Below are 19,881 nucleotides of genomic sequence, written 5' to 3'. Positions count from 1 at the left end.
CCCAGCCTGGTTCGAATCATCACCGGCCAGCTTGGCACAATGATGCCGTCGGGGGCCGTCCACCCATCAGGATGAGGGGATGGGAATTTCATCGATCGACGAGGCGCGCCGGAATGGCGATGATGACGAGTGTCGCGTTCATCGCCATGAACAGCTCCAGCGCATAGAGCGTTTCTAGCCGAAGTGGACGCCGGTTCGGCGTTGGAGACGCATCGCGGCGGCCCGAATGAAAAAGGCGCGGCGAACGGGGGGCTCCGTTCGCCGCGCCTCTTGGTCTGCGGGCCTTACTTCTTCTTGTCGTCGCCGCCGACTTCCTTGAAGTCCGCGTCGATGACGTCGTCCTTGGCGGGGCTCTCTCCGCCGGGCGCGGCGCCTTCGGCCTGCTGGGCCTTGTACATCGCCTCGCCGAGCTTCATCGAGGCCTGCATCAGCTCATTGCTCTTGGTCTTGATGGCCTCGGCGTCCTCGCCCTCGAGAGCGGTCTTCAGGGCGGCGATGGCCGTCTCGATCGCGCTCTTGTCGGCGGCGGAAACCTTGTCGCCGAATTCGGCCAGCGACTTCTCGGCCGAATGCACGGCCGCCTCGCCATGGTTCTTCGTGTCGACGAGCTCGCGGCGCGCCTTGTCCTCGGCGGCGTGCGCCTCGGCGTCCTTGACCATCTTGTCGATGTCGGCGTCCGACAGGCCGCCCGAGGCCTGAATGCGGATCTGCTGCTCCTTATTGGTGGCCTTGTCCTTCGCCGTCACATTGACGATGCCATTGGCGTCGATGTCGAAGGTCACCTCGATCTGCGGCATGCCGCGCGGCGCCGGCGGAATGCCGACGAGGTCGAACTGGCCGAGCAGCTTATTGTCCGCCGCCATCTCGCGCTCGCCCTGGAAGACGCGAATGGTGACAGCGGTCTGATTGTCCTCGGCCGTCGAGAACACCTGGCTCTTCTTGGTCGGGATGGTCGTATTGCGGTCGATGAGGCGCGTGAACACGCCGCCCAAGGTCTCGATGCCGAGCGACAGAGGCGTCACGTCGAGCAGCAGCACGTCCTTCACATCGCCTTGCAGAACGCCGGCCTGCACCGCCGCGCCGATGGCGACGACCTCGTCCGGGTTGACGCCCTTGTGCGGCTCCTTGCCGAAGAACTGCTTCACCACCTCCTGCACCTTCGGCATGCGGGTCATGCCGCCGACGAGCACCACCTCGCCGATCTCGGCCGCAGACAGGCCGGCGTCCTTGAGCGCCTTGCGGCAGGGCTCGATGGTGCGCTGGATGAGATCGTCGACCAGCGCCTCGAATTTGGCGCGGGTGAGCTTCAAGGTGAGATGCTTCGGACCCGAGGAATCGGCGGTGATGTAGGGCAGGTTGATTTCGGTCTGCGTCGCCGAGGAGAGCTCGATCTTCGCCTTTTCGGCGGCCTCCTTGAGGCGCTGCAGGGCGAGCTTGTCCTTGGTCAGGTCGATGCCCTGCTCCTTCTTGAACTCGCCGGCGAGATATTCGACGAGACGGCCGTCGAAATCCTCGCCGCCGAGGAAGGTGTCGCCATTGGTCGACTTCACCTCGAACACGCCGTCGCCGATCTCGAGGATCGACACGTCGAAGGTGCCGCCGCCGAGGTCATAGACCGCGATCGTGCCGGAGCCCTTCTTGTCGAGGCCATAGGCGAGCGCGGCCGCCGTCGGCTCGTTGATGATGCGCAGCACCTCGAGGCCGGCGATCTTGCCGGCGTCCTTGGTGGCCTGGCGCTGGGCGTCGTTGAAATAGGCGGGGACGGTGATGACCGCCTGAGTGACGGTCTGGCCGAGATAGGCCTCGGCCGTCTCCTTCATCTTCTGCAGGATGAAGGCGGAAATCTGCGAGGGCGAATATTGCTTGCCGTCGGACTGCACCCAGGCGTCGCCATTGGGGGCCTTGACGATCTTGTAAGGAACGAGGCCGATGTCCTTCTTGGTCATCGGGTCTTCGAAGGAGCGGCCGATCAGGCGCTTGATGGCGAAGAAGGTGCGCTCCGGATTGGTCACCGCCTGGCGCTTGGCTGGCTGGCCGACGAGACGCTCTCCGTCCTCGGTGAAAGCGACGATGGACGGCGTGGTGCGCGCGCCTTCCGCGTTCTCGATGACCTTGGGGCTCGACCCTTCCATGACGGCCACGCAGGAATTGGTCGTGCCGAGGTCGATGCCGATGATTTTAGCCATATCGCCGTTCCTTTCGTTCTTTCGAAATCGCCGGGTCCCGAAGCGGCCCGTATGTCGCCGATCGTTCGGCGGCTCGCATTTTCAGCCCGCCGCGCATCGGCTGTTCACCGTCCCTTCAGATTGTAATCGGCCTGCATCGGCGCAAGTGCGATCTGCATATAGAGTGCGCCGCGCATATAGAATGAAGGCTTCGGCGGCGGCAAGCTCCGTCGGGAGCGGGTCTTTTCATCGCGGCGGCGCCGCTTTAGGGCTCCGGCGCGCTTTCGCTTATTGTCCGGCGAGCGATTCGCGAAGCGAAGGGCGGTCGCGGCGTCGCCCGCCGATCTTTCCTCGCATTTGTCCTCCACGAAACGTCTTTCCGCAATCTCCTCCCGAACAGGCCGGCGCGTGCTGCTGACGTCGATCCAACCCATTCTCGAGCTCGTGGTCGTCCTGGGCGACGCCGGCTTCGTCCTGCCGGCGAGCTGCGGCCTCTCCGTGGCCCTCTGGACCGCCGGCGATCGCCGCGCCGCCGTCGCTTTTCTCGCGGCCGTCGCCGTGTGCGGCGCGCTCGCGGCGCTCGCCAAGATCGTCTCCATGGCCTCCGGCCCCCCGCTGCTCCACAGCCCCAGCGGCCACGCCGCGCTCGCGGCGGCCTTCTTCCTGCCGCTCTCCGCAATTTTCATGCGCGTTGACGAGCGGCGGGTCGGATTTGTCGCCGCGGCGCTCTGCGCGGCCGTGGCCTTGCTCGTGGCCGTCGCCCGCGTGGCGGCGGCCGCGCACACGACGCCGGAGGCTTTCGCGGGCTTTTTCATCGGTTTCGCTTGCTTCGGCCTGTTCCTCGGCCTCGCGCCGTCGCGTCTCGGGATCGGCGCGCCGGCTCTCGTCGTCTTCCTCGCGGCCGCGGTGGCGCTCCACGCTCATCTGGGATTGAGCATAGAAATGGAGGGGCGGCTCGAGAGAATCGCGACACGGCTGGTTCGGTTGCTGTCGCTCTGACCCGACTGTTTCCGCTTTGTTTTCGGACGAGGCCGGAGACGGCCCGCTGCACGGGCCTGCGGGTGACGGATGACGATATTTGATTTTCGTCACGAAGCATGCGATTCGATTTTGCCATAATGGCGTTTTTGGCGGAGAATCGCCGCGATGCAGAATAGTCGGTCGTTGTTGCGGTCCGCGTCGGCGTTATCCGTTCTCCTCACTCTGTCCGCCTGCGACAATTCCGCCCGCAAGGCCGAGCGGCCGGCACGGGTGGTGCTCGTCGCGCCGGTGCGTTACGCTCCGCGCGCGCAGACGCGTCAATTCGTCGCCGCCATACGGCCGCGCATAGAGACGGATCAGGCGTTTCGCGTGTCCGGCAAGGTGGTGCGCCGCTTCGTCGAGAACGGCCAGAGCGTCAAGGCCGGCGAGCTGCTCGCCACGCTGGACGAGACCGATCTCCGCTTGCAGAAGGAGCAGGCGGAGGCGGAGCTCTCCGCCGCGCGCATGGCGCTGGAGCAGGCCGCCGCCGATGAGCGGCGGGCGCAGACGCTGCGCAAGGACGGCTGGACCGCCCAGGCGACGCTCGACCGGCAGAAGGCGGCCGCCGAGGAGGCGCGCGGGCGCCATCAGCGGGCGACGCGCGCCGTCGAGCTCGCCAAGAACGCGCTGGATTACGCCTCGCTGCGCGCCGATTCCGACGGCGTGGCGACCGCGATCTTCATCGAGCCGGGGCAGGTGGTCGCGGCCGGGCAGGCGGCGGTGCGCATCGCCCGCGCCGGCGCGCTGGAGGCCGTCGTCTCCCTGCCCGAGGCTTTCGCCTCTTTCGCCGGGGCCGGAGAGGCGAGCCTCTCTCTCTGGTCGGACCCGTCCAAGATCTATCGCGCGAGCCTGCGCGAGCTCGGCGGCTCCGCCGACGCCACCAGCCGCACATTCGCGGCGCGCTATTCGATCCTCGGCGCGGATGAGAAGCTGGCGCTCGGCATGAGCGCGACCTTGACGCTCGCCGCCAAAGAGCAGGGCGTCGCCGCCGCCCTGCCGCTCGCCGCTCTCTTCGACCAGGGCTCGGGCCCGAGCGTATGGAAGGTGGAGGAGGGCGGCAGGCTGACGCTCGCGCCCGTTTCCGTGCTGCGCTACGAGGCCAAGACGGCGCTGATCTCCTCGGGCGTCGCCGAGGGAGACCGGATCGTCGTGCTCGGCGCCCATAAGCTCGATGCCGGCCAGATCGTGCGTCCTGTCGACGCCGAGGCCCTGTGAGGCGCGAGGAGATGAGCTTCAACCTCTCCCTCTGGGCGGTCAAACGTCAGACGCTCACTCTGGCGCTGATCCTGGCCGTCGCCATAGCCGGCGCCTATTCCTATTTCCGCCTCGGCCGCGCCGAGGATCCGTCCTTCACCATCAAGGTCGCCAATCTGACGGCGATCTGGCCGGGCGTCACCGCGCTCGAGATGCGCGATCAGGTCGCCGACCGCATAGAGAAGAAGCTGCAGGAGCTTCCCTTTCTCGAGAAGATCGAGACCTATGTGAAGCCGAGCTTCCTCGCCATGCAGGTGACCTTCAAGGACACGACGCCGCCCGCCCAGGTTCCCGGCCTCTTCTATCAGCTGCGCAAGAAGCTCCACGACATACAGCCGGAGCTGCCGCAGGGCGTCATCGGCCCCGATGTCAACGACGAGTTCGGCGACGTCGACGCGGTTCTCTTCGCCGTCCATGGCGAGGGGGCGGATTACCACCAGCTCGATCGCGTGGTCGAGATGTTCCGCCAGCGTCTTCTGGAGACGCCGGACATTGTGAAGGTCAATGTCTACGGCTCGCAGGATCGCAAGATTTTCGTCGAATTCAGCCAGGCCAAGCTCGCCAATCTCGGCGTCACGCCGCAAGCGCTGTTCGAATCGCTCGCCAAGCAGAACGCCGTGAACGCCGCCGGCGTCTTCGAGACGCCCGCCAATCGCGTGCCATTGCGCGTGACCGGCGCGCTGACGGGCGCCGACGCCATCGCCGCGACGCCGGTCGAGGCGAATAACCATGTGTTCCGCCTGGGCGACGTCGCCGATGTCCTGCCCGGCTATGAGGACCCGCCGAGCTTTCTCGCGCGCTACAAGGGCGCGCCGACGATCGTCGTCGGCGCGGTCATGGCCAAGGGCGGCAATGTTCTGACGCTCGGCAAGCATCTCGAGGCGACCATGGCCGAGGTCCGCTCCGAGACGCCGGTCGGCATAGAGATCGCGCAGATCGCCGATCAGCCGAACGTCGTCTCTCATGCGGTCGGCGAGTTCACGCGCTCCTTCGTCGAGGCGCTCGTCATCGTGCTTGTCGTGAGCTTCGTCTCGCTCGGCTTTCGCACAGGGATCATCGTCGCTTTGTCGGCGCCTCTGGTGCTCGCCATCGTCTTCATGTTCATGAATGCGTTCGGAGTCGATCTGCAGCGCATCTCGCTCGGCGCGCTCATCATCGCGCTCGGCCTCCTCGTCGACGACGCCATCATCGCGGTCGAGATGATGACGGTGAAGATGGAGCAGGGGGAAGATCGCATCGGCGCGGCGACCTTCGCCTGGAGCTCGACGGCCTTTCCCATGCTCACCGGCACTCTGGTGACGGTCGCGGGCTTCATGCCGGTCGGCTTCGCGGCCTCCTCGACCGGCGAATATACGGGCTCGCTCTTCTTCGTGCTCGCCGTGGCGCTCATCGCCTCCTGGTTCGTCGCCGTTCTCTTCACGCCCTATCTCGGCGTGAAGCTGCTGCCCGATTTCTCGAACCATTCGCATCACGATCCGGAGGCGATCTATTCGACGCGCTTCTATCTCGCCCTGCGTCGCCTCGTGACCTGGAGCGTCGACAATCGCGTCCTGGTCGTCGCCGCGACGATCGGCGTCTTCGCCGCGGCCGTCATCGGCTTCACTCATGTGCAGAAGCAGTTCTTCCCGATCTCCGAGCGGCCGGAGCTGTTCTTCCAGCTGCGCATGCCGGAGGGCTCGTCGATCTTCGCGACCGCGGCGGCCGTGGAGCAGGCGGAAATGCTGCTGAAAGGCGACGAGGACGCCGCCCATTACACCTCCTATATCGGACACGGGCCGCCGCGCTTCTGGCTCGGCCTCAGTCCGGCTCTGCCCAACGAGGCCTATGCGGAGATCGTCATCGTCGCCAAGGATCTCGAGGCGCGCGAGCGGCTGAAGCGCAAATTGGCGAAGGCGCTGGAGGAGGGCGCCGTCTCGCAGGCGCGCACGCGCGTGGATCGCTTCAATTTCGGGCCGCCGGTCGGCTTTCCCCTGCAGTTTCGGGTGATCGGGCGGGATCCGGCGGAAGTGCGCGCCATCGCCTATCGCGTGCGCGATCTGATGCGCGAGGACAAGGCCGTCGTCGAGCCGCATCTGCAATGGAACGAGCAGACGCCCTCCGTGCGGCTCGTCATCGACCAGGACCGCGCGCGGACCATGGGCCTCACGCCGCAGGAAGTGGCGACCCGCCTGCAGATGATGATCTCGGGCCTCACCATCACCAGCCTTCGCGAGGGCATCGACCGGGTCGACGTCGTCGCCCGCGCCATTCCCGCCGAGCGCGGCGACCTGGGGCGGCTCGAGGACATGGTGATCTCGAGCCGGGCGGGCGCGGCCGTGCCGGTCTCGCAGATCGCCAAGGTCGTCTATGAGCATGAGGAGCCGATCATCTGGCGGCGCAATCGCAACATGCTCGTCACCGTGCGCGCGGATGTGAAGGACGGCGTCCAGGCGCCGGATGTGACCAATCGCATCTGGCCCCGCCTCGCCGAGCTGCGCGAGGGTCTGCCGCCGGGCTATCGGATCGAGAAGGGCGGCGCGATCGAGGAGTCGGCCAAGGCCAACACCTCGATCGCCGCGGTGTTTCCGGTCATGATCCTCGTCATGCTCGTCATTGTGATGCTCCAGCTGCAGGATTTCACGCGGCTCGGCCTCGTGATGATGAGCGCGCCGCTCGGGCTCATCGGCGCCTCGCTCGCGCTCAATCTCGCCGGCGCGCCCTTCGGCTTCGTCGCTCTGCTCGGCCTCATCGCCCTGTCCGGCATGGACATGCGCAATTCGATCATCCTCGTCGATCAAGTGCGCCAGGATCTCGAGAAGGGCGCCAATTATCGCGAGGCCATCATCGGCGCCACGGTGCGCCGCGCGCGGCCGGTGGCGCTGACCGCGCTCGCCGCGATTCTCGGCATGATCCCACTCACGCGCTCGCTGTTCTGGGGGCCGATGGCGCTCACCATCATGGGCGGGCTCTTCGTCGCGACCTTCCTGACCGTGCTGTTCCTGCCGGCGCTCTATGCGCTGTGGTTCCGCCGCCGGCTCACGGAAGGGCTGGCCGAGACGCCGCCGCCGGCCTCCTCGGAATTCGGCTTGCGCGAGTTCGCCGAGAGGGCGGCGGAATGAGCGAGAGCGCCGCTGTCCCCGCGCGCGGCGCAGAGCAGCGCGCGCGCATCGTCGCGACGGCAGAACGTCTGTTCCGCCTGATGGGCTTTCAGAAGACCACTGTGGCCGACATTGCGAGAGAGCTCGGCATGTCGCCGGCCAATGTCTATCGCTTCTTCGGCGCCAAATCGGAAATCAACGCCGCCGTGGCGCGCCTATTGACCGGAGAGGTGGAAGCCGTTGTCGACGCCATCGCCGACGGGCCGGGCGCGGCCGCGGAACGGCTGCTGTGGGTGGTCGAGACCAATGAGGCGATGAATCGCGAGCGTTATGTCGACGATCGCAAGCTGCACGACATGGTCGAGGCGGCGATCGCCGAACATTGGCCGATCATAGGCGAGCACATCGCCCACATCGACGCCGCGCTCGAACGCGTGATCGCCTCCGGCATGGAGAATGGGGAATTTCGTCGCGGCGACGCGCATCTCGCCGCGCGGCTCGTGCACTCGGCTTGCATCCGCTATTGCCATCCGCGGATGCAGGTCGAATGCGCGGATCCCGGCGCGCCGAGCGCCGCGCAAATGGTGGAGTTCTGCCTGACGGCGCTGCGCGCGGGACGGTGAGGGACGGAACGTCGCGCTTTGAGTTATCTATATTCATGCGTATATAGCTGATGCGCAATCCAGCGAACTCTTCCTCTCTTCGGCGAAATGGTTTCGCCTCCTTCTCGAGCGGCGCGGCGATCGGCGCGCTCGGGGGGCTGATCGGTCTCGGCGGCGCGGAATTCCGCCTGCCGCTGCTCATCGGCCTGTTCGGCTTTCCAGCGCTCGAGGCGGTCATATTGAACAAAGCGACGAGCCTCGTCGTCGTCGCCGCCGCGCTGCCTTTTCGCGCCCATGTGGCGAGTTTCGCGGATATTGCCGAGCATTGGGGCGTGATCGCAAATCTGCTGGCCGGCAGCCTCGTCGGCGCATGGCTCGGGGCGGGGTTCGCCGCGCGCGTCGACTCGGGGACGCTTCATCGCATCATCGCGGTCGTGCTCGCGGGCGTCGGCGCATTGCTGGCGCTCGGTCATGACGGGAGCGGGGGCGGCGCCGCTCTGGACGGCGCCTCGCTGATCGCGGCGGGCGTCGCGGCTGGTCTCGCGATCGGCGTCGTCGCCTCCATGCTCGGCGTCGCCGGCGGTGAGTTGCTCATTCCGACATTGGTGCTGCTGTTCGGGACCGACATGAAGCTCGCCGGCAGCCTCTCTCTGGCGGTCAGCCTACCGACGATGCTGATCGGTTTCCTGCGGTACAGCAGGACGGCCAATTTCGCCGCGCTCGGTGAAAATCGCGGCTTTCTCGCCATTATGGCGGCCGGATCGCTGTTCGGCGCCTTTGTCGGGGGGCGACTGCTCGGGATCGTGGCCGAAGACATTCTACGCCCGTTCCTCGCGGCGATCCTGCTGGGCTCGGCCGTCAAGGTTTGGCGCAGCCGATGAAGAAGGCGCTAGAGCGTTTCCAGCCGAAGTGGACGCCGGTTCGGCGTCCGGAAACGCGTCAAGAACAAAAGACTTTTAAAACTTCGCGCCTCAGCCGCCGTTCTTCTTCTTCGTCTGATCGCTGGCGATGGGCGAGGAATCGGAGAGGCCCTTCTCGATCTTCTCGAGGATCTTCGGCAGATCCTCGGGATCGGGACTCATGTCGCGGGCGTGGTTCCACTGGAAGCGCGCCTCGAGCTTGCGATTGACGCGCCAATAGGCGTCGCCGAGATGGTCGTTGATGACGGGATCGGAGGGCTTCAGATCGACGGCCTTCTCGAGCTCGCGCACCGCCTCTTCATAGCGGCCGAGGCGGTAATAGGCCCAGCCGAGGCTGTCCACGACATAGCCGTCGCGGGCGCGCAGATCGACGGCGCGGCGCAGCATCTTGAACGCCTCGTCGAGATTGACGCCCTGATCCACCCAGGAATAGCCGAGGTAGTTCAACACCAGCGGCTGGTCCGGATAGAGCTCCAGCGCCTTCTTGAGATCGGCCTCGGCGGTCGGCCAGTTCTTGCGGCGCTCATTGGCGATGCCGCGATAATAATAGAGCAGCCACTGGCTCTTCTCGGTCTGCGGCTGCAAGTCGAGCACCTTGGTGTAGGTGGTGACCGAATCGGCGAAGAGCTTGCGCGAGCGCTGGATGTTGCCGAGCGCGGTCAGCGCCTCCTGATCCTTGGGATGCTCGGCGATGACGGCCTGCAGATGCTCGGTCGCCTCTTTGGTCTTGCCCAGCGTCTCCAGGAGCAGCGCGGCCTGCACATCGGCGTTGACGCGCAGCGGATTGTTTTTGGGCACGCTGTCGTAGAGATCGATGGCGATCTCCTCCTGCTTCATGCGCTCGTAGATGTCGGCGAGGGTGATCGTCGCCAGCGCATTGTCGGGCGCGAGGAAGAGGGAGAGCCGCAGATAGATGAGCGAAGCGAGCTCATCGCCCTGGCGGCCGCCGATCGCGCCGAGGCCGTAGAGCACTTCGGCCGCGCCCGAATCGGCGTCGCGCACAAAGGGGCCGAGCGACTTGCCCGTATCTATGTCGGCGATCGCCGCGGTGACGATCGGATGGCGCGGCGCGAGATCGTCGAAGGCGCGATAGACGCGGCGGGCCTCCTCGCGGCTGCCATGCTCGACGAGAAAGCGCGCATAAGCGTCGACGAGACGCAGCGTGTTGCGCTCGGAGCCATAGGCGGCCTTGAATCGCTTCGTCGCCTCGGCCTTGTCGCGGATCTTGTCGCCGGTCTTGGCCGAATCGGCGATGAGCGCCGCGTGATAGTCGCGGAAGACGGCGAAGGCGTCTTCCTTGAGCTTGTCGGCCGTCGCCAGCGCCCGCTTCGTGTCGCCAGCGCCCGCGAAGGCCCAGGCGGTGAGCAGGGTGGAGGTGACGTCATGCTTGCGGTCGAGCCCGCCCTTGGCCAGGACGGCGCGCGCCTTGGCGAATTTCTTGGCTTTTATGGCCTCCACCCCGAGCGCCAGATTGGCGAGGCCATTGGCGTGGTCGAAGGCGGCGACGCGGGCGGCGAGGCCGAAGGCCTCCGGCATGTTGCCATTGGCGAGCGCGGCGACGAAGGCGCGCTCGGTCAGCTCGCGGTTGCGCGGATCGCTGCGCAGCGCCTCGCGGAAAAATGTGGAGGCGGCGAGCGTGTCGCGCTCCGCGCCGGCGACGATGGCGGCGAGATAATTGCCGGACGCGCTCTCGCCGACCTCGAAGGGCGTGGCGATGGAGAGGCTCGTCTCGCGGGCGTGGGCCATGCCCTTGCCGACGAAATCATCGGCCGCGAAAGACAAAACACAAAAGGCCGCGGCGGCGTGGGCCGCGCGGGTCGAGAACGTGCGAACGCGGCGCCGTTTCGGCGCATCGGACGAGAAAATTCTGTTCACGTGCTGTTTCCCGCATTCGGCCGCAGCGGCGCGGCGCCGGCTCGCCTCGACAAGCGGCCGCCGAACGCCGCCATCATGCGGGAAGATGGCTGTTTTGAGCCGCTCCCGCAAGTGCGAATTATCCCAGCCGGGGCTGCCGCCGGGTCGTCTCGACAGCGTCGCGTCAGCCTCTGCGCACGGCGGCCACGATCTTCTGCGCGGCGTCGTCGAGATCGTCGGCGGGAATGACGTTCAGCCCCGAGCTCGAGATGATCTCCTTGCCGAGATCGACATTGGTGCCCTCGAGCCGCACCACCAGCGGAACGGCGAGGCCCACTTCCTTCACCGCGGCGATGACGCCCTCGGCGATGACGTCGCAGCGCATGATGCCGCCGAAGATGTTGACGAGAATGCCCTTCACCTTGGGGTCGGCGGTGATGATCTTGAAGGCGGCCGTCACCTTCTCCTTGGTGGCGCCGCCGCCGACGTCGAGGAAGTTGGCGGGGTTCTCGCCATAAAGCTTGATGATGTCCATCGTCGCCATGGCGAGGCCGGCGCCGTTCACCATGCAGCCGATGGTGCCGTCGAGCGCGATATAGGCGAGCTCATATTTGGAGGCCTCGATCTCCTTCTCGTCCTCCTCGGTCTTGTCGCGCAGCGCGACGACGTCGGGATGGCGATAGAGGGCGTTGTCGTCGAAGGAGACCTTGGCGTCGAGGCAGCGCAGGCGCCCGTCCTTGGTGACGATCAGCGGATTGATCTCGAGCAGCTCCATATCCTTGGCGACGAAGGCCGAGAAGAGCCGCTCGGTGAGCGAGACCGCCTCTTTGACGAGCGGGCCGGTCAGGCCCAGCGCATCGGCGACGCGGCGGCCGTGATGCGGCAGAATGCCGGTCGCCGGGTCGACGGCGAAAGTGACGATTTTCTCGGGCGTCGCATGGGCGACGGCCTCGATATCCGTGCCGCCTTCGGTGGAGACGACGAAGGAGATGCGCGAGGTGGCGCGGTCGATCAGCAGGGAGAGATAGAATTCCTTGTCGATATCGGCGCCGTCCTCGATATAGAGGCGGTTCACCTGCTTGCCGGCCTCGCCCGTCTGCACGGTGACGAGCGTCGCGCCGAGCATTTCTCTGGCGAAGCTCTCGACCTCGTCGAGCGAGCGGGCGAGGCGCACGCCGCCCTTGTCGCCGGCGGAGGCCTCCTTGAACTTGCCCTTGCCGCGGCCGCCGGCGTGGATCTGCGCCTTGACCACATAGACGGGGCCGGGCAGGCCGCTCGCCGCCTGGCGCGCCGCGCCCGCCTCCAGCACCGGGGCGCCCTCGGCGACCGGTGCGCCGAATTCACGCAGGATGGCTTTGGCCTGATATTCGTGGATGTTCATCTTTCGTCGATCCTGAATGCGACCTTGGTCGCGACAAGGCGCCCCTGCCCGGGGCGGAAACGGGGGCTTCGCGAGAGATCAGGCGAATGCCGGGTCGAGCGCTTTGCTGGCGGCGATCAGCGTCTTCACCGAGGCCACGGATTTGTCGAACATCTGCCGCTCGGCCGCGTCGAGAGAAATCTCGACGACACGCTCCACGCCATTGGCGCCGATCACCACCGGCACGCCGACATAGAGGCCGTTCACGCCATATTGGCCGGTGAGATAGGCGGCGCAGGGCAGCACGCGGCGCTTGTCCTTCAAATAGCTCTCCGCCATGGCGATGGCCGCGGAGGCGGGGGCGTAATAGGCGGAGCCCGTCTTGAGCAGGCCGACGATCTCGCCGCCGCCCTTGCGGGTGCGGTCGACGATGGCGTCGATCTTCGCCTGCGTCGTCCAGCCCATGGCGACGAGATCGGGCAGGGGAATTCCGGCGACGGTCGAGTAGCGCACCGAGGGCGCCATATCGTCGCCATGGCCGCCGAGCACGAAGGCGCTGACATCCTCCACCGAGACATTGAGCTCCTCGGCGAGAAAGAAGCGGAAGCGCGCCGAATCGAGCACGCCGGCCATGCCGACGACCTTATTGGTCGGCAGCCCGCTCGCCTTCTGCAGCGCCCAGACCATGACGTCGAGCGGATTGGTGATGCAGATGACGAAAGCGTCCGGCGCATAGGCCTTGACGCCCGCCCCGACCTTGGAGACCACGCCGAGATTGATGGTGAGCAGATCGTCGCGGCTCATGCCCGGCTGGCGCGGCACGCCGGCGGTGACAATGACGACATCGGCGCCGGCGATGGCGGAATAATCGTCCGCGCCATTGACGCGCGCGTCGAAGCCTTCGATCGGCGAGGATTGGGAGAGGTCGAGCGCCTTGCCCTGCGGGACGCCGCTCGCAATATCGAACAATACGACGTCGCCGAGCTCCTTCAGGCCGATGAGGTGAGCCAGCGTGCCGCCGATATGTCCGGCGCCGATCAGGGCGATTTTCTTGCGCGCCATCGTTTCTCCTATGGGCGGGCCTATAAATGAACTGCTAGCGCGCTTTTCGGCGTCTGAAAAGACGAGAGTCGCATCCGGCGAGGGCTTCGCACGAAAATTGAGCAAGGACGCCGGAGCGCGCTTCGCGGCCGATAAAATGGGCTCTTCTGGATCAGCTTCCGATCCGCTCGGATCGGAAGCCGGCGCAGCTTTTCATCTGGAGCGAATTCCGATCGCTCGAACGATTCCGTTCGAGCGGAAAGCGCTCTAAAGCTTTTGTTTTGACGCGTTTCCGACGCCGAACCGGGGTCCACTTCGGCTGGAAACGCTCTACAGCCTGTCCACGCCGCCGAGAGAGAGGATGATTTTCCACTCCGACTCGGAGACGGGCTGCACCGAAAGACGAGAATTATTGACGAGCACCATTTCCGCGAGTCGCGAATCGGCCTTGATCTCGGCGAGCGTCACCGGCCTTGCGAGCGGCGCGACGGCTTTTATGTCCACCATGCCGAACTTGCCGCTCTCGTCCGTATGGTCGGGATAATACGTCTTGATGACCTCGACGACGCCGACGACGGCCTTGTCCTCGTTGGAATGGTAGAAGAAGCCGCACTCGCCCTTTTGCATCGCCATCAGCTGCTTCTTGGCGAGGTGATTGCGCACGCCGTTCCAGAAGGTGCCCTTCGCGCCGGCTTCGACCTGCTGGTCCCAGGACCAGGTCTTGGGCTCGCTCTTGAACAGCCAATGCGCCATCAGAGCTCGGCCCCCACCACGCGCTTCCAGGGCTTGACCTCGACGCTCGCGAACAGCCCGGCCTCGGCGTAAGGGTCTTCCGCGAGCAGCGCCTTCGCCGCCGCCTCGTCTGCCGCCTCGACGATCAGCAGCGAGCCGACGGGCTTCTCGGCCGCATCGAGAAAGGGCCCGCCGAGCTTCACCTGCGCCGCATGGGCGGCGAGGAAGGAAAGATGCGCCTCGCGGGTGGCGAGACGCAGCGCGACGTGGTCGGGCTTGTCCTGGCAGATGGCGGCGAAGAGCGGCAAATGCGGCCTCGTGAAAAAGGGGAAAGCGACGGCGGGGCGGTGATTAGCAGATCGCGGGGGCGGGGTCGACAGATTCAGCGCGCTGGTCGGCCGAGGCTCCTCGGAATTGGATCGCGTTCTGCGCGATAGCGAGAAGTCCCGACCTATCGTCAGCTATTTGCCCTGAGTTCCCTCGCTTTCATCGGTGCGGCCCGCCTTTCACCGAAATGACGCAGCCTCATGAGGAGGGGCTTTTCGAGAAGGATGAAAAACAGCCATCCTCCGAAGATCGACGAGACCGCCGTCACCACAATAAGCACATCGATCGACGGGTGGAGCCGAAAGATTGCCTTGCATGCCCCAGAGATCATGAAGACCTGAAACAAATAAATCGAGTAGGAGGCGTCGCCGATTTGGGCTCCGAATTTTTCCATCCGAGACGGGCTGTCTACTCCGATGCTCCTCTTTGCGGCGAGAAAGACGCCGATCGCCGCCGGAAGACCAGCCCATAGCACATAGCTCTGTCGATCTGTCGCCGCGATCGCCAATGTGGCGACTGCGGCGCTGGCGATCGCCCCATTCGATAAGCGGCCGTGATGGAACATTTGCGCCGCCATGACGCCATAGACGAATTCGAGAATTTTCGGACTTGTGAAGAAGCCGCCTATCACCTGGAAGGTGTCGCCCAATGGTGCGAGATGGGCGACGACCAGAAAAGAAAAGGCGTAAATCAGCCTGTTCCAGGCATTTTCGGGTCGACACAAGAGCAGCGCGACGATGAGGTAGAAAAACATTTCGAATTCGAGCGACCATCCGACATAGACGATCGGCATGCGACCGCTCGAGAAAGTCACGAAAAAGAGCGATTCGATGAAATGCGAAGCGCTGAAATGGCCCTCATTCCTGAAAGAAGCGGGACTGACGACCGTGATGCCGATCATGAGGGCCGTAGAAAGCCAATAGATCGGCACGATACGCTTTATGCGTCGCGCCAGAAACGATTTTGGTGAAACGGACGATGCGTGAGTGGAATGGTATATAATAAATCCATAGATCACGAAAAACAGGTCGACACCGCAACTCCCATAGTTAAAGATCTGCAAAATTATCGATTCTTCATCGGGCACATAATGATGTGCCGTTCCAATGCTGTGATATATGACGACGATCGATGCCGCTATTCCTCTAAGTATCTGGATATATATCATCGTAACACGCTAGCTTCCTCGAATGAGCAATTTGATCTGTCGATATCCGTAACAAGTTCAAAGAACTATGCAAAGTTCGAGGCGCATTTGCAATAGCTGTTTCCCATCCGATTGGCCGGAACCGGCTTCGGTTGTTCGAGCCCTCAGAGGAATGTCGTTCTACAGAAGCCTTCGGCGCTATACCACTGCGCGCCCCGCCCTTTGGAGCGCGCAGGCGGCTGCGCCGCGCCTCTTCCCTGTTCACGATCCACCCACCCTTGCCCCCACCGCCGTTCTCGCCTATAAGCCGCGCCATCCCACAGGCGAAAGTCTTACGGCTCCTGCTTCAAGGCGCCGTTCCGGTGGCCGGTTATCCGGCCTCTTCTTAGCTTTCGCCGAGGCTAGAACCGGAGAAAAAACAATGGCGCTTCCCGATTTCACCATGCGCGGCCTGCTCGAGTCCGGCGCTCATTTCGGCCACCAGTCGCATCGCTGGAACCCGAAGATGGCTCCTTTCATCTTCGGCGCCCGCAACAATATCCACATCATCGACCTCGCCCAGACGGTGCCGCTGCTGCATCAGGCGCTGAAAATCGTCTCCGACACGGTCGCCAAGGGCGGCCGCGTTCTCTTTGTCGGCACCAAGCGCCAGGCGCAGGATCAGATCGCCGACGCCGCCAAGCGCAGCGCGCAATATTTCATTAATTCCCGTTGGCTCGGCGGCACGCTCACCAATTGGAAGACGATCTCCGGCTCCATTCAGCGCCTGCGCAAGCTCGACGAGCAGCTCGGCGCCGGCGCCGCCGGCGTCACCAAAAAGGAGCGTTTGCTCCTCACCCGTGAGCGCGACAAGCTGGAGAAGGCGCTGGGCGGCATCAAGGACATGGGCGGCACGCCCGATCTCATCTTCGTCATCGACACCAATAAGGAGCAGTTGGCGATCAAGGAGGCCAACCGCCTGAAGATCCCGGTGGTGGCGATCCTCGACACCAATTGCGATCCGGACGGCATCACCTATCCGATCCCCGGCAATGACGACGCCGGCCGCGCCATCGCGCTCTATTGCGATCTCGTCGCGCGCGCCGCCATCGACGGCATCTCGCGCAGCCAGGGCTTCTCGGGCGTCGATATCGGCGCGCTCGAGCAGCCGACGGCGGAGCCGGCGCTCGGCCGCGTCCACGCCGATCTCCGCACGTCCGAGGAAGTCGCCGCCGAGGCGGCCGCCGAGGTCGAGATCGCGCTCGAGCCCTTCGAGCTTCTCGCCGCTCCGCGCGGCGCGCCGGACGATCTCGCCAAGCTGCATGGCGTCGGCCCGCAGCTCGTCAAGAAGCTCAATGACGGCGGCATTTTCCATTATTGGCAGATCGCCGCCATGGCGCCGGCGGATGTCGAGAAGCTCGATCAGGAGCTCAAGCTCAACGGCCGCATCGCCCGCGACGGCTGGATCGACCAGGCGCGCGCGCTGGCCTCGGCCTGATTTCGCTCGAGCAGGATTTCGGAAAAGTGGGAACCGGTTTTCCGATGAAAAATCCTGCCAAGGCAAAGAATCATAAGCAGACCTGCGTCGGCGAGCGAGGCATGTCCGCTTAGCGTCACATTCCCGCCAGATTATCGCGCCGGCTCCCGGAGGGGCCGGCGTCAGCACTAGCTAGAGGTCGATAAGCTCATGGCCCAGATCACCGCCGCTCTCGTCAAGGAACTGCGCGAGAGCACGGGCGCCGGCATGATGGATTGCAAGGCCGCGCTCAATGAGACCAATGGCGACATAGAGGCGGCCGTCGACTGGCTGCGTAAGAAGGGGCTCTCCAAGGCCGCCAAGAAGTCCGGGCGCGTCGCCGCCGAGGGTCTCGTCGCCGCCATCGTCGGCGAGGGCGTCGGCGTCGTCGTCGAGGTCAATTCCGAGACCGACTTCGTCGCCCGCAACGACGATTTCCAGAAGCTCGTCGGCAATATCGCCAATGTCGCGCTCGACACCGGCGCGCAGAACGCCGAGGAGCTCGCCGCCAAGGCCTATCCCGGCGGCGGCACGGTCGCCGAGGCGATCACCAGTGGCATCGCCACCATCGGCGAGAATCTGACGCTGCGCCGCGCGGCCAATCTCACGGTCGAGGGCGCGGTCAATCGCTATGTCCACACGCAGATCGCCGACGGTCTCGGCAAGATCGCGGTGATCGTGGCGCTCGAGTCCAAGGGCGATAAGGAGACGCTCTCGACGCTCGCGCGCCAGATCGCCATGCATGTCGCCTCCGCCAATCCGCTGGCCCTCGACGCTTCCGGTCTCGATCCCGCGACGGTCGAGCGCGAGAAGGCGCTGCTCGCCGAGAAGAACGCCGGCAAGCCGGCCAATGTGCTGGAGAAGATCATCGATTCGGGGCTGAAGACCTATTACAAAGAGGTCGTGCTGCTCGATCAGATCTCCAACCATCCCGATCACGGCGGCAAGACCATCGCCCAGACGCTCAAGGAGCATGAGGGCAAAGCCGGTGCGCCGATCGCGATCAAGGGCTTCGTCCGTTATGCGCTCGGCGAAGGCATAGAGAAAGAGACGAGCGATTTCGCCGCGGAAGTGGCGGCGGCGGCCAAGGGCTGATCGCATTCTCGCTCTCGCCCCGGCCGCTGCGGCGGCCGGGAGCGGCGGCTCCGATGAAATCCCGCAAATAAAAAAGGCGAAGCGGACCATAGAGGTCGGCTTCGCCTTTTTTGTATTTCGGACCTGCGATCCCGCTCGCATGGCCCCGGAAGCGGGGCCATGCGGCGCGTTGCGACTAGAACAGGTTGAAGTGATAGTTGATGCCGGCGCGAACCGTGTGGAATTTGGCGCGCTGCGGGCCGATGGCGAAGCCATCGCGCTCGAGGTCGGTGTAGAGATATTCGACCTTGGCCGACCAATTGGGGAGGAAGGCCCATTCTACGCCGCCGCCGGCGGTCCAGCCAGTGCGGGTGTCGCTGCCGAACGGCGTGTTCAGCTCGCCATAGGCGAAGCCGCCCGTGCCATAGACCAGGAGCTGCGAGTCGAGCAGCGCCAGGCCGACGCGGCCGCGCACGGTGCCGAACCAGGGCAGGCTCACATTCGGGTTGAGGAAGCCGCTGGAGCGCAGGCTCGTGCCCTGGAAGTCGGTCTCGAGACCGACGACGAAGAGCGGAGAGATCTGATAGTTGTAGCCGATCTGGCCGCCGCCCACGACGCCGCTGACGTCGCCCGCCGCGCCGAAGCTGTTGTCGGCCTTGAAGCCGCCGCCGATATTGAGGCCGACATAGGCGCCCGTCCAGGAGAAGACCGGCGGAGGCGGCGCGAAAACCGGCGCATCCTTGCGATACGGAAGATCCGCCGCGTGAGCGGCGCCGGCCGAGAGAGCGGCGGCGACCGCGAGAGCCGAAAGGCTGTTCTTGATATGCATGGAACCTCCGAGGGGCTTGAAGAAACGTTGTTATCGCCGCCTCGACTTGAGCGACGCTATAGGCCGAAAATCACCGAATCGGCCTAGTTTGTCAACCGCAGTTGACGCTGTCGGAAGCGCGTCGCGGGCCGTGTCGGACAAAGCTCCGGTCGAGCCCCGTGCGGTTCCTCCCTGCGGGTGACGAGCGTCAGCTTGACCTCGAATGGTTCAAATTTCCCTAATTGGTAAATTCCCTCAAAAATTTGGCGTCGCGCTCGTTATCCCCATGAAAGTCGATTGACGGCGCCGAAAGGCCGAAGGATTGTATTTCACAAATCGGGAGAGGGATTCTCGGTGCGGCCGGAAAATTCGGAAAAGCGCTCGGGGGAGGCGACGCGGCGGCGCATCCTCGCCGCGGCGGTCGCGCGATTCGCTCGCGCCTCCTATGAGGAGGTGAAGCTGCGCGACATAGCGGCGGATGTCGGAGTCGATGTCGCGCTGGTGCATCGATCCTTCGGCTCGAAGGAGCAGCTCTTCGCCGCCGTCGTCGTCGAGGCCTGTCCCTCGGCTCTATTGGCCGAGGAGCGGAGCCGGCTCAGCGCCTTGTTCGCGAGCTTCGTCTTCGAATCGCAACAGCACGACGGCCTGCATATCTTCATTCGCTCGCTGACCAGTCCGCTCGCGCGGGATCTGATTCGCGCCTGCTGCTATCGGGACTTCATCGGGCCGCTGGCCGCCAAGCTCGACGGGCCGGCCGCGCAGCAGCGGGCGGCGCTGTTCGTCTCCTGCCTCATCGGTTTCTCCATATTGCGCGAGGTGCTGCGGGTCGAGCCGCTCCTCGCCGAGCAGGACAGCGGGCCGCTGATTCGACGTCTCCTCGCCTCCTGTCTCGAGGACGAGCGCAGCGCCACGGCCCGGCGTCCGGACGACGCCGGGCCGTTTTCGTCGAAGGATCAGAATTCTTCCCAATCGTCCTGATCCGTCTGCGGCTCGCGCGGCGGCGGC

16 protein-coding genes are annotated in these 19,881 nt (G+C 65.0%); 8 read left to right on the top strand and 8 right to left on the bottom strand.

The annotated features are described in order from the left end of the window. Window positions 1-284: 284 nt before the first annotated feature. Window positions 285-2,186: a molecular chaperone DnaK gene (gene dnaK / locus Mspo_RS01305; RefSeq protein WP_159726124.1), complete on the bottom strand. Its 1,902-nt coding sequence runs from the start codon at window positions 2,184-2,186 to the stop codon at window positions 285-287. Between the two features lie 387 nt (window positions 2,187-2,573). Between dnaK and Mspo_RS01300 the strand changes: the two genes are divergently transcribed. From Mspo_RS01300 to Mspo_RS01280, 5 genes are all read left to right on the top strand, one after another. After that, window positions 2,574-3,164, top strand: coding sequence for a phosphatase PAP2 family protein (locus Mspo_RS01300; RefSeq protein ID WP_159726123.1), 591 nt, complete (start codon window positions 2,574-2,576; stop codon window positions 3,162-3,164). Window positions 3,165-3,329: 165 nt separating this feature from the next. After that, entirely contained in the window at window positions 3,330-4,400 is a 1,071-nt protein-coding gene (locus Mspo_RS01295; protein ID WP_306344907.1) for an efflux RND transporter periplasmic adaptor subunit, read from the top strand. Window positions 4,401-4,411: 11 nt separating this feature from the next. Then, on the top strand, window positions 4,412-7,537 hold the full coding sequence (locus Mspo_RS01290) for an efflux RND transporter permease subunit (RefSeq protein ID WP_159726121.1): 3,126 nt from the start codon (window positions 4,412-4,414) through the stop codon (window positions 7,535-7,537). Further along, a complete protein-coding gene (locus Mspo_RS01285; protein WP_159726120.1) occupies window positions 7,534-8,139 on the top strand; it encodes a TetR/AcrR family transcriptional regulator in 606 nt (201 codons plus the stop codon). Before Mspo_RS01290 ends, Mspo_RS01285 begins: the two co-directional genes overlap by 4 nt. 50 nt (window positions 8,140-8,189) lie before the next feature. Further along, on the top strand, window positions 8,190-8,999 hold the full coding sequence (locus tag Mspo_RS01280; RefSeq protein ID WP_159726119.1) for a sulfite exporter TauE/SafE family protein: 810 nt from the start codon (window positions 8,190-8,192) through the stop codon (window positions 8,997-8,999). Window positions 9,000-9,089: 90 nt separating this feature from the next. On the opposite strand, the gene Mspo_RS01275 is transcribed toward Mspo_RS01280, so the two are convergent. The 6 genes from Mspo_RS01275 to Mspo_RS01250 form a co-directional block, all read right to left on the bottom strand. Next, window positions 9,090-10,784 carry a tetratricopeptide repeat protein gene (locus Mspo_RS01275; protein WP_244613028.1) on the bottom strand — a complete coding sequence of 565 codons (1,695 nt, stop codon included), beginning with the start codon at window positions 10,782-10,784 and terminating at the stop codon, window positions 9,090-9,092. Between the two features lie 292 nt (window positions 10,785-11,076). Then, window positions 11,077-12,273, bottom strand: a complete 1,197-nt coding sequence (gene sucC, locus Mspo_RS01270; RefSeq protein WP_159726117.1) for an ADP-forming succinate--CoA ligase subunit beta — start codon at window positions 12,271-12,273, stop codon at window positions 11,077-11,079. A gap of 78 nt (window positions 12,274-12,351) precedes the next feature. Beyond that, the gene (gene mdh, locus Mspo_RS01265; RefSeq protein ID WP_159726116.1) at window positions 12,352-13,314 is read right to left on the bottom strand and encodes a malate dehydrogenase; all 963 of its coding nucleotides are present in this window, start codon (window positions 13,312-13,314) and stop codon (window positions 12,352-12,354) included. A 309-nt stretch (window positions 13,315-13,623) separates the two neighbouring features. Next, window positions 13,624-14,046 (bottom strand): EVE domain-containing protein, encoded by a 423-nt coding sequence (locus Mspo_RS01260; RefSeq protein ID WP_159726115.1) that lies wholly within the window; start codon window positions 14,044-14,046, stop codon window positions 13,624-13,626. Beyond that, complete coding sequence (locus Mspo_RS01255; RefSeq protein WP_159726114.1) at window positions 14,046-14,333, bottom strand: YciI family protein; 288 nt, start codon at window positions 14,331-14,333, stop codon at window positions 14,046-14,048. Before Mspo_RS01255 ends, Mspo_RS01260 begins: the two co-directional genes overlap by 1 nt. A 149-nt stretch (window positions 14,334-14,482) precedes the next feature. Beyond that, the gene (locus Mspo_RS01250; RefSeq protein WP_159726113.1) at window positions 14,483-15,520 is read right to left on the bottom strand and encodes an acyltransferase; all 1,038 of its coding nucleotides are present in this window, start codon (window positions 15,518-15,520) and stop codon (window positions 14,483-14,485) included. 400 nt (window positions 15,521-15,920) lie between these two features. Here Mspo_RS01250 and Mspo_RS01245 point away from each other — a divergent pair, with 400 nt between their 5' ends. Further along, window positions 15,921-16,976 (top strand): 30S ribosomal protein S2, encoded by a 1,056-nt coding sequence (locus tag Mspo_RS01245; protein WP_159726112.1) that lies wholly within the window; start codon window positions 15,921-15,923, stop codon window positions 16,974-16,976. 189 nt (window positions 16,977-17,165) lie between these two features. Next, window positions 17,166-18,089, top strand: coding sequence for a translation elongation factor Ts (gene tsf / locus Mspo_RS01240; protein ID WP_159726111.1), 924 nt, complete (start codon window positions 17,166-17,168; stop codon window positions 18,087-18,089). Between the two features lie 175 nt (window positions 18,090-18,264). Here tsf and Mspo_RS01235 read toward each other — a convergent pair whose 3' ends face one another. Then, on the bottom strand, window positions 18,265-18,897 hold the full coding sequence (locus tag Mspo_RS01235) for an outer membrane protein (protein WP_159726110.1): 633 nt from the start codon (window positions 18,895-18,897) through the stop codon (window positions 18,265-18,267). Between the two features lie 333 nt (window positions 18,898-19,230). Here Mspo_RS01235 and Mspo_RS01230 point away from each other — a divergent pair, with 333 nt between their 5' ends. Further along, window positions 19,231-19,854, top strand: coding sequence for a TetR/AcrR family transcriptional regulator (locus tag Mspo_RS01230; RefSeq protein ID WP_159726109.1), 624 nt, complete (start codon window positions 19,231-19,233; stop codon window positions 19,852-19,854). Window positions 19,855-19,881: the final 27 nt, after the last annotated feature.

This window comes from Methylosinus sp. Ce-a6 (assembly GCF_009811655.1).
Taxonomy (GTDB): Bacteria; Pseudomonadota; Alphaproteobacteria; order Rhizobiales; family Beijerinckiaceae; genus Methylosinus.
The sequence above is the reverse complement of the archived record's forward strand: the minus strand, read 5'-3'. Positions and strand labels throughout refer to the sequence as shown.

Bases quoted from the DNA above. Each gene is read 5' to 3' on its own strand.
- dnaK (WP_159726124.1), bottom strand. From the start codon at position 2,186: ATGGCTAAAATCATCGGCATCGACCTCGGCACGACCAATTCCTGCGTG.
- Mspo_RS01290 (WP_159726121.1), top strand. From the start codon at position 4,412: ATGAGCTTCAACCTCTCCCTCTGGGCGGTCAAACGTCAGACGCTCACT.
- Mspo_RS01285 (WP_159726120.1), top strand. From the start codon at position 7,534: ATGAGCGAGAGCGCCGCTGTCCCCGCGCGCGGCGCAGAGCAGCGCGCG.
- Mspo_RS01280 (WP_159726119.1), top strand. From the start codon at position 8,190: ATGCGCAATCCAGCGAACTCTTCCTCTCTTCGGCGAAATGGTTTCGCC.
- Mspo_RS01275 (WP_244613028.1), bottom strand. From the start codon at position 10,784: ATGGCCCACGCCCGCGAGACGAGCCTCTCCATCGCCACGCCCTTCGAG.
- sucC (WP_159726117.1), bottom strand. From the start codon at position 12,273: ATGAACATCCACGAATATCAGGCCAAAGCCATCCTGCGTGAATTCGGC.
- mdh (WP_159726116.1), bottom strand. From the start codon at position 13,314: ATGGCGCGCAAGAAAATCGCCCTGATCGGCGCCGGACATATCGGCGGC.
- Mspo_RS01260 (WP_159726115.1), bottom strand. From the start codon at position 14,046: ATGGCGCATTGGCTGTTCAAGAGCGAGCCCAAGACCTGGTCCTGGGAC.
- Mspo_RS01250 (WP_159726113.1), bottom strand. From the start codon at position 15,520: ATGATATATATCCAGATACTTAGAGGAATAGCGGCATCGATCGTCGTC.
- Mspo_RS01245 (WP_159726112.1), top strand. From the start codon at position 15,921: ATGGCGCTTCCCGATTTCACCATGCGCGGCCTGCTCGAGTCCGGCGCT.
- tsf (WP_159726111.1), top strand. From the start codon at position 17,166: ATGGCCCAGATCACCGCCGCTCTCGTCAAGGAACTGCGCGAGAGCACG.
- Mspo_RS01235 (WP_159726110.1), bottom strand. From the start codon at position 18,897: ATGCATATCAAGAACAGCCTTTCGGCTCTCGCGGTCGCCGCCGCTCTC.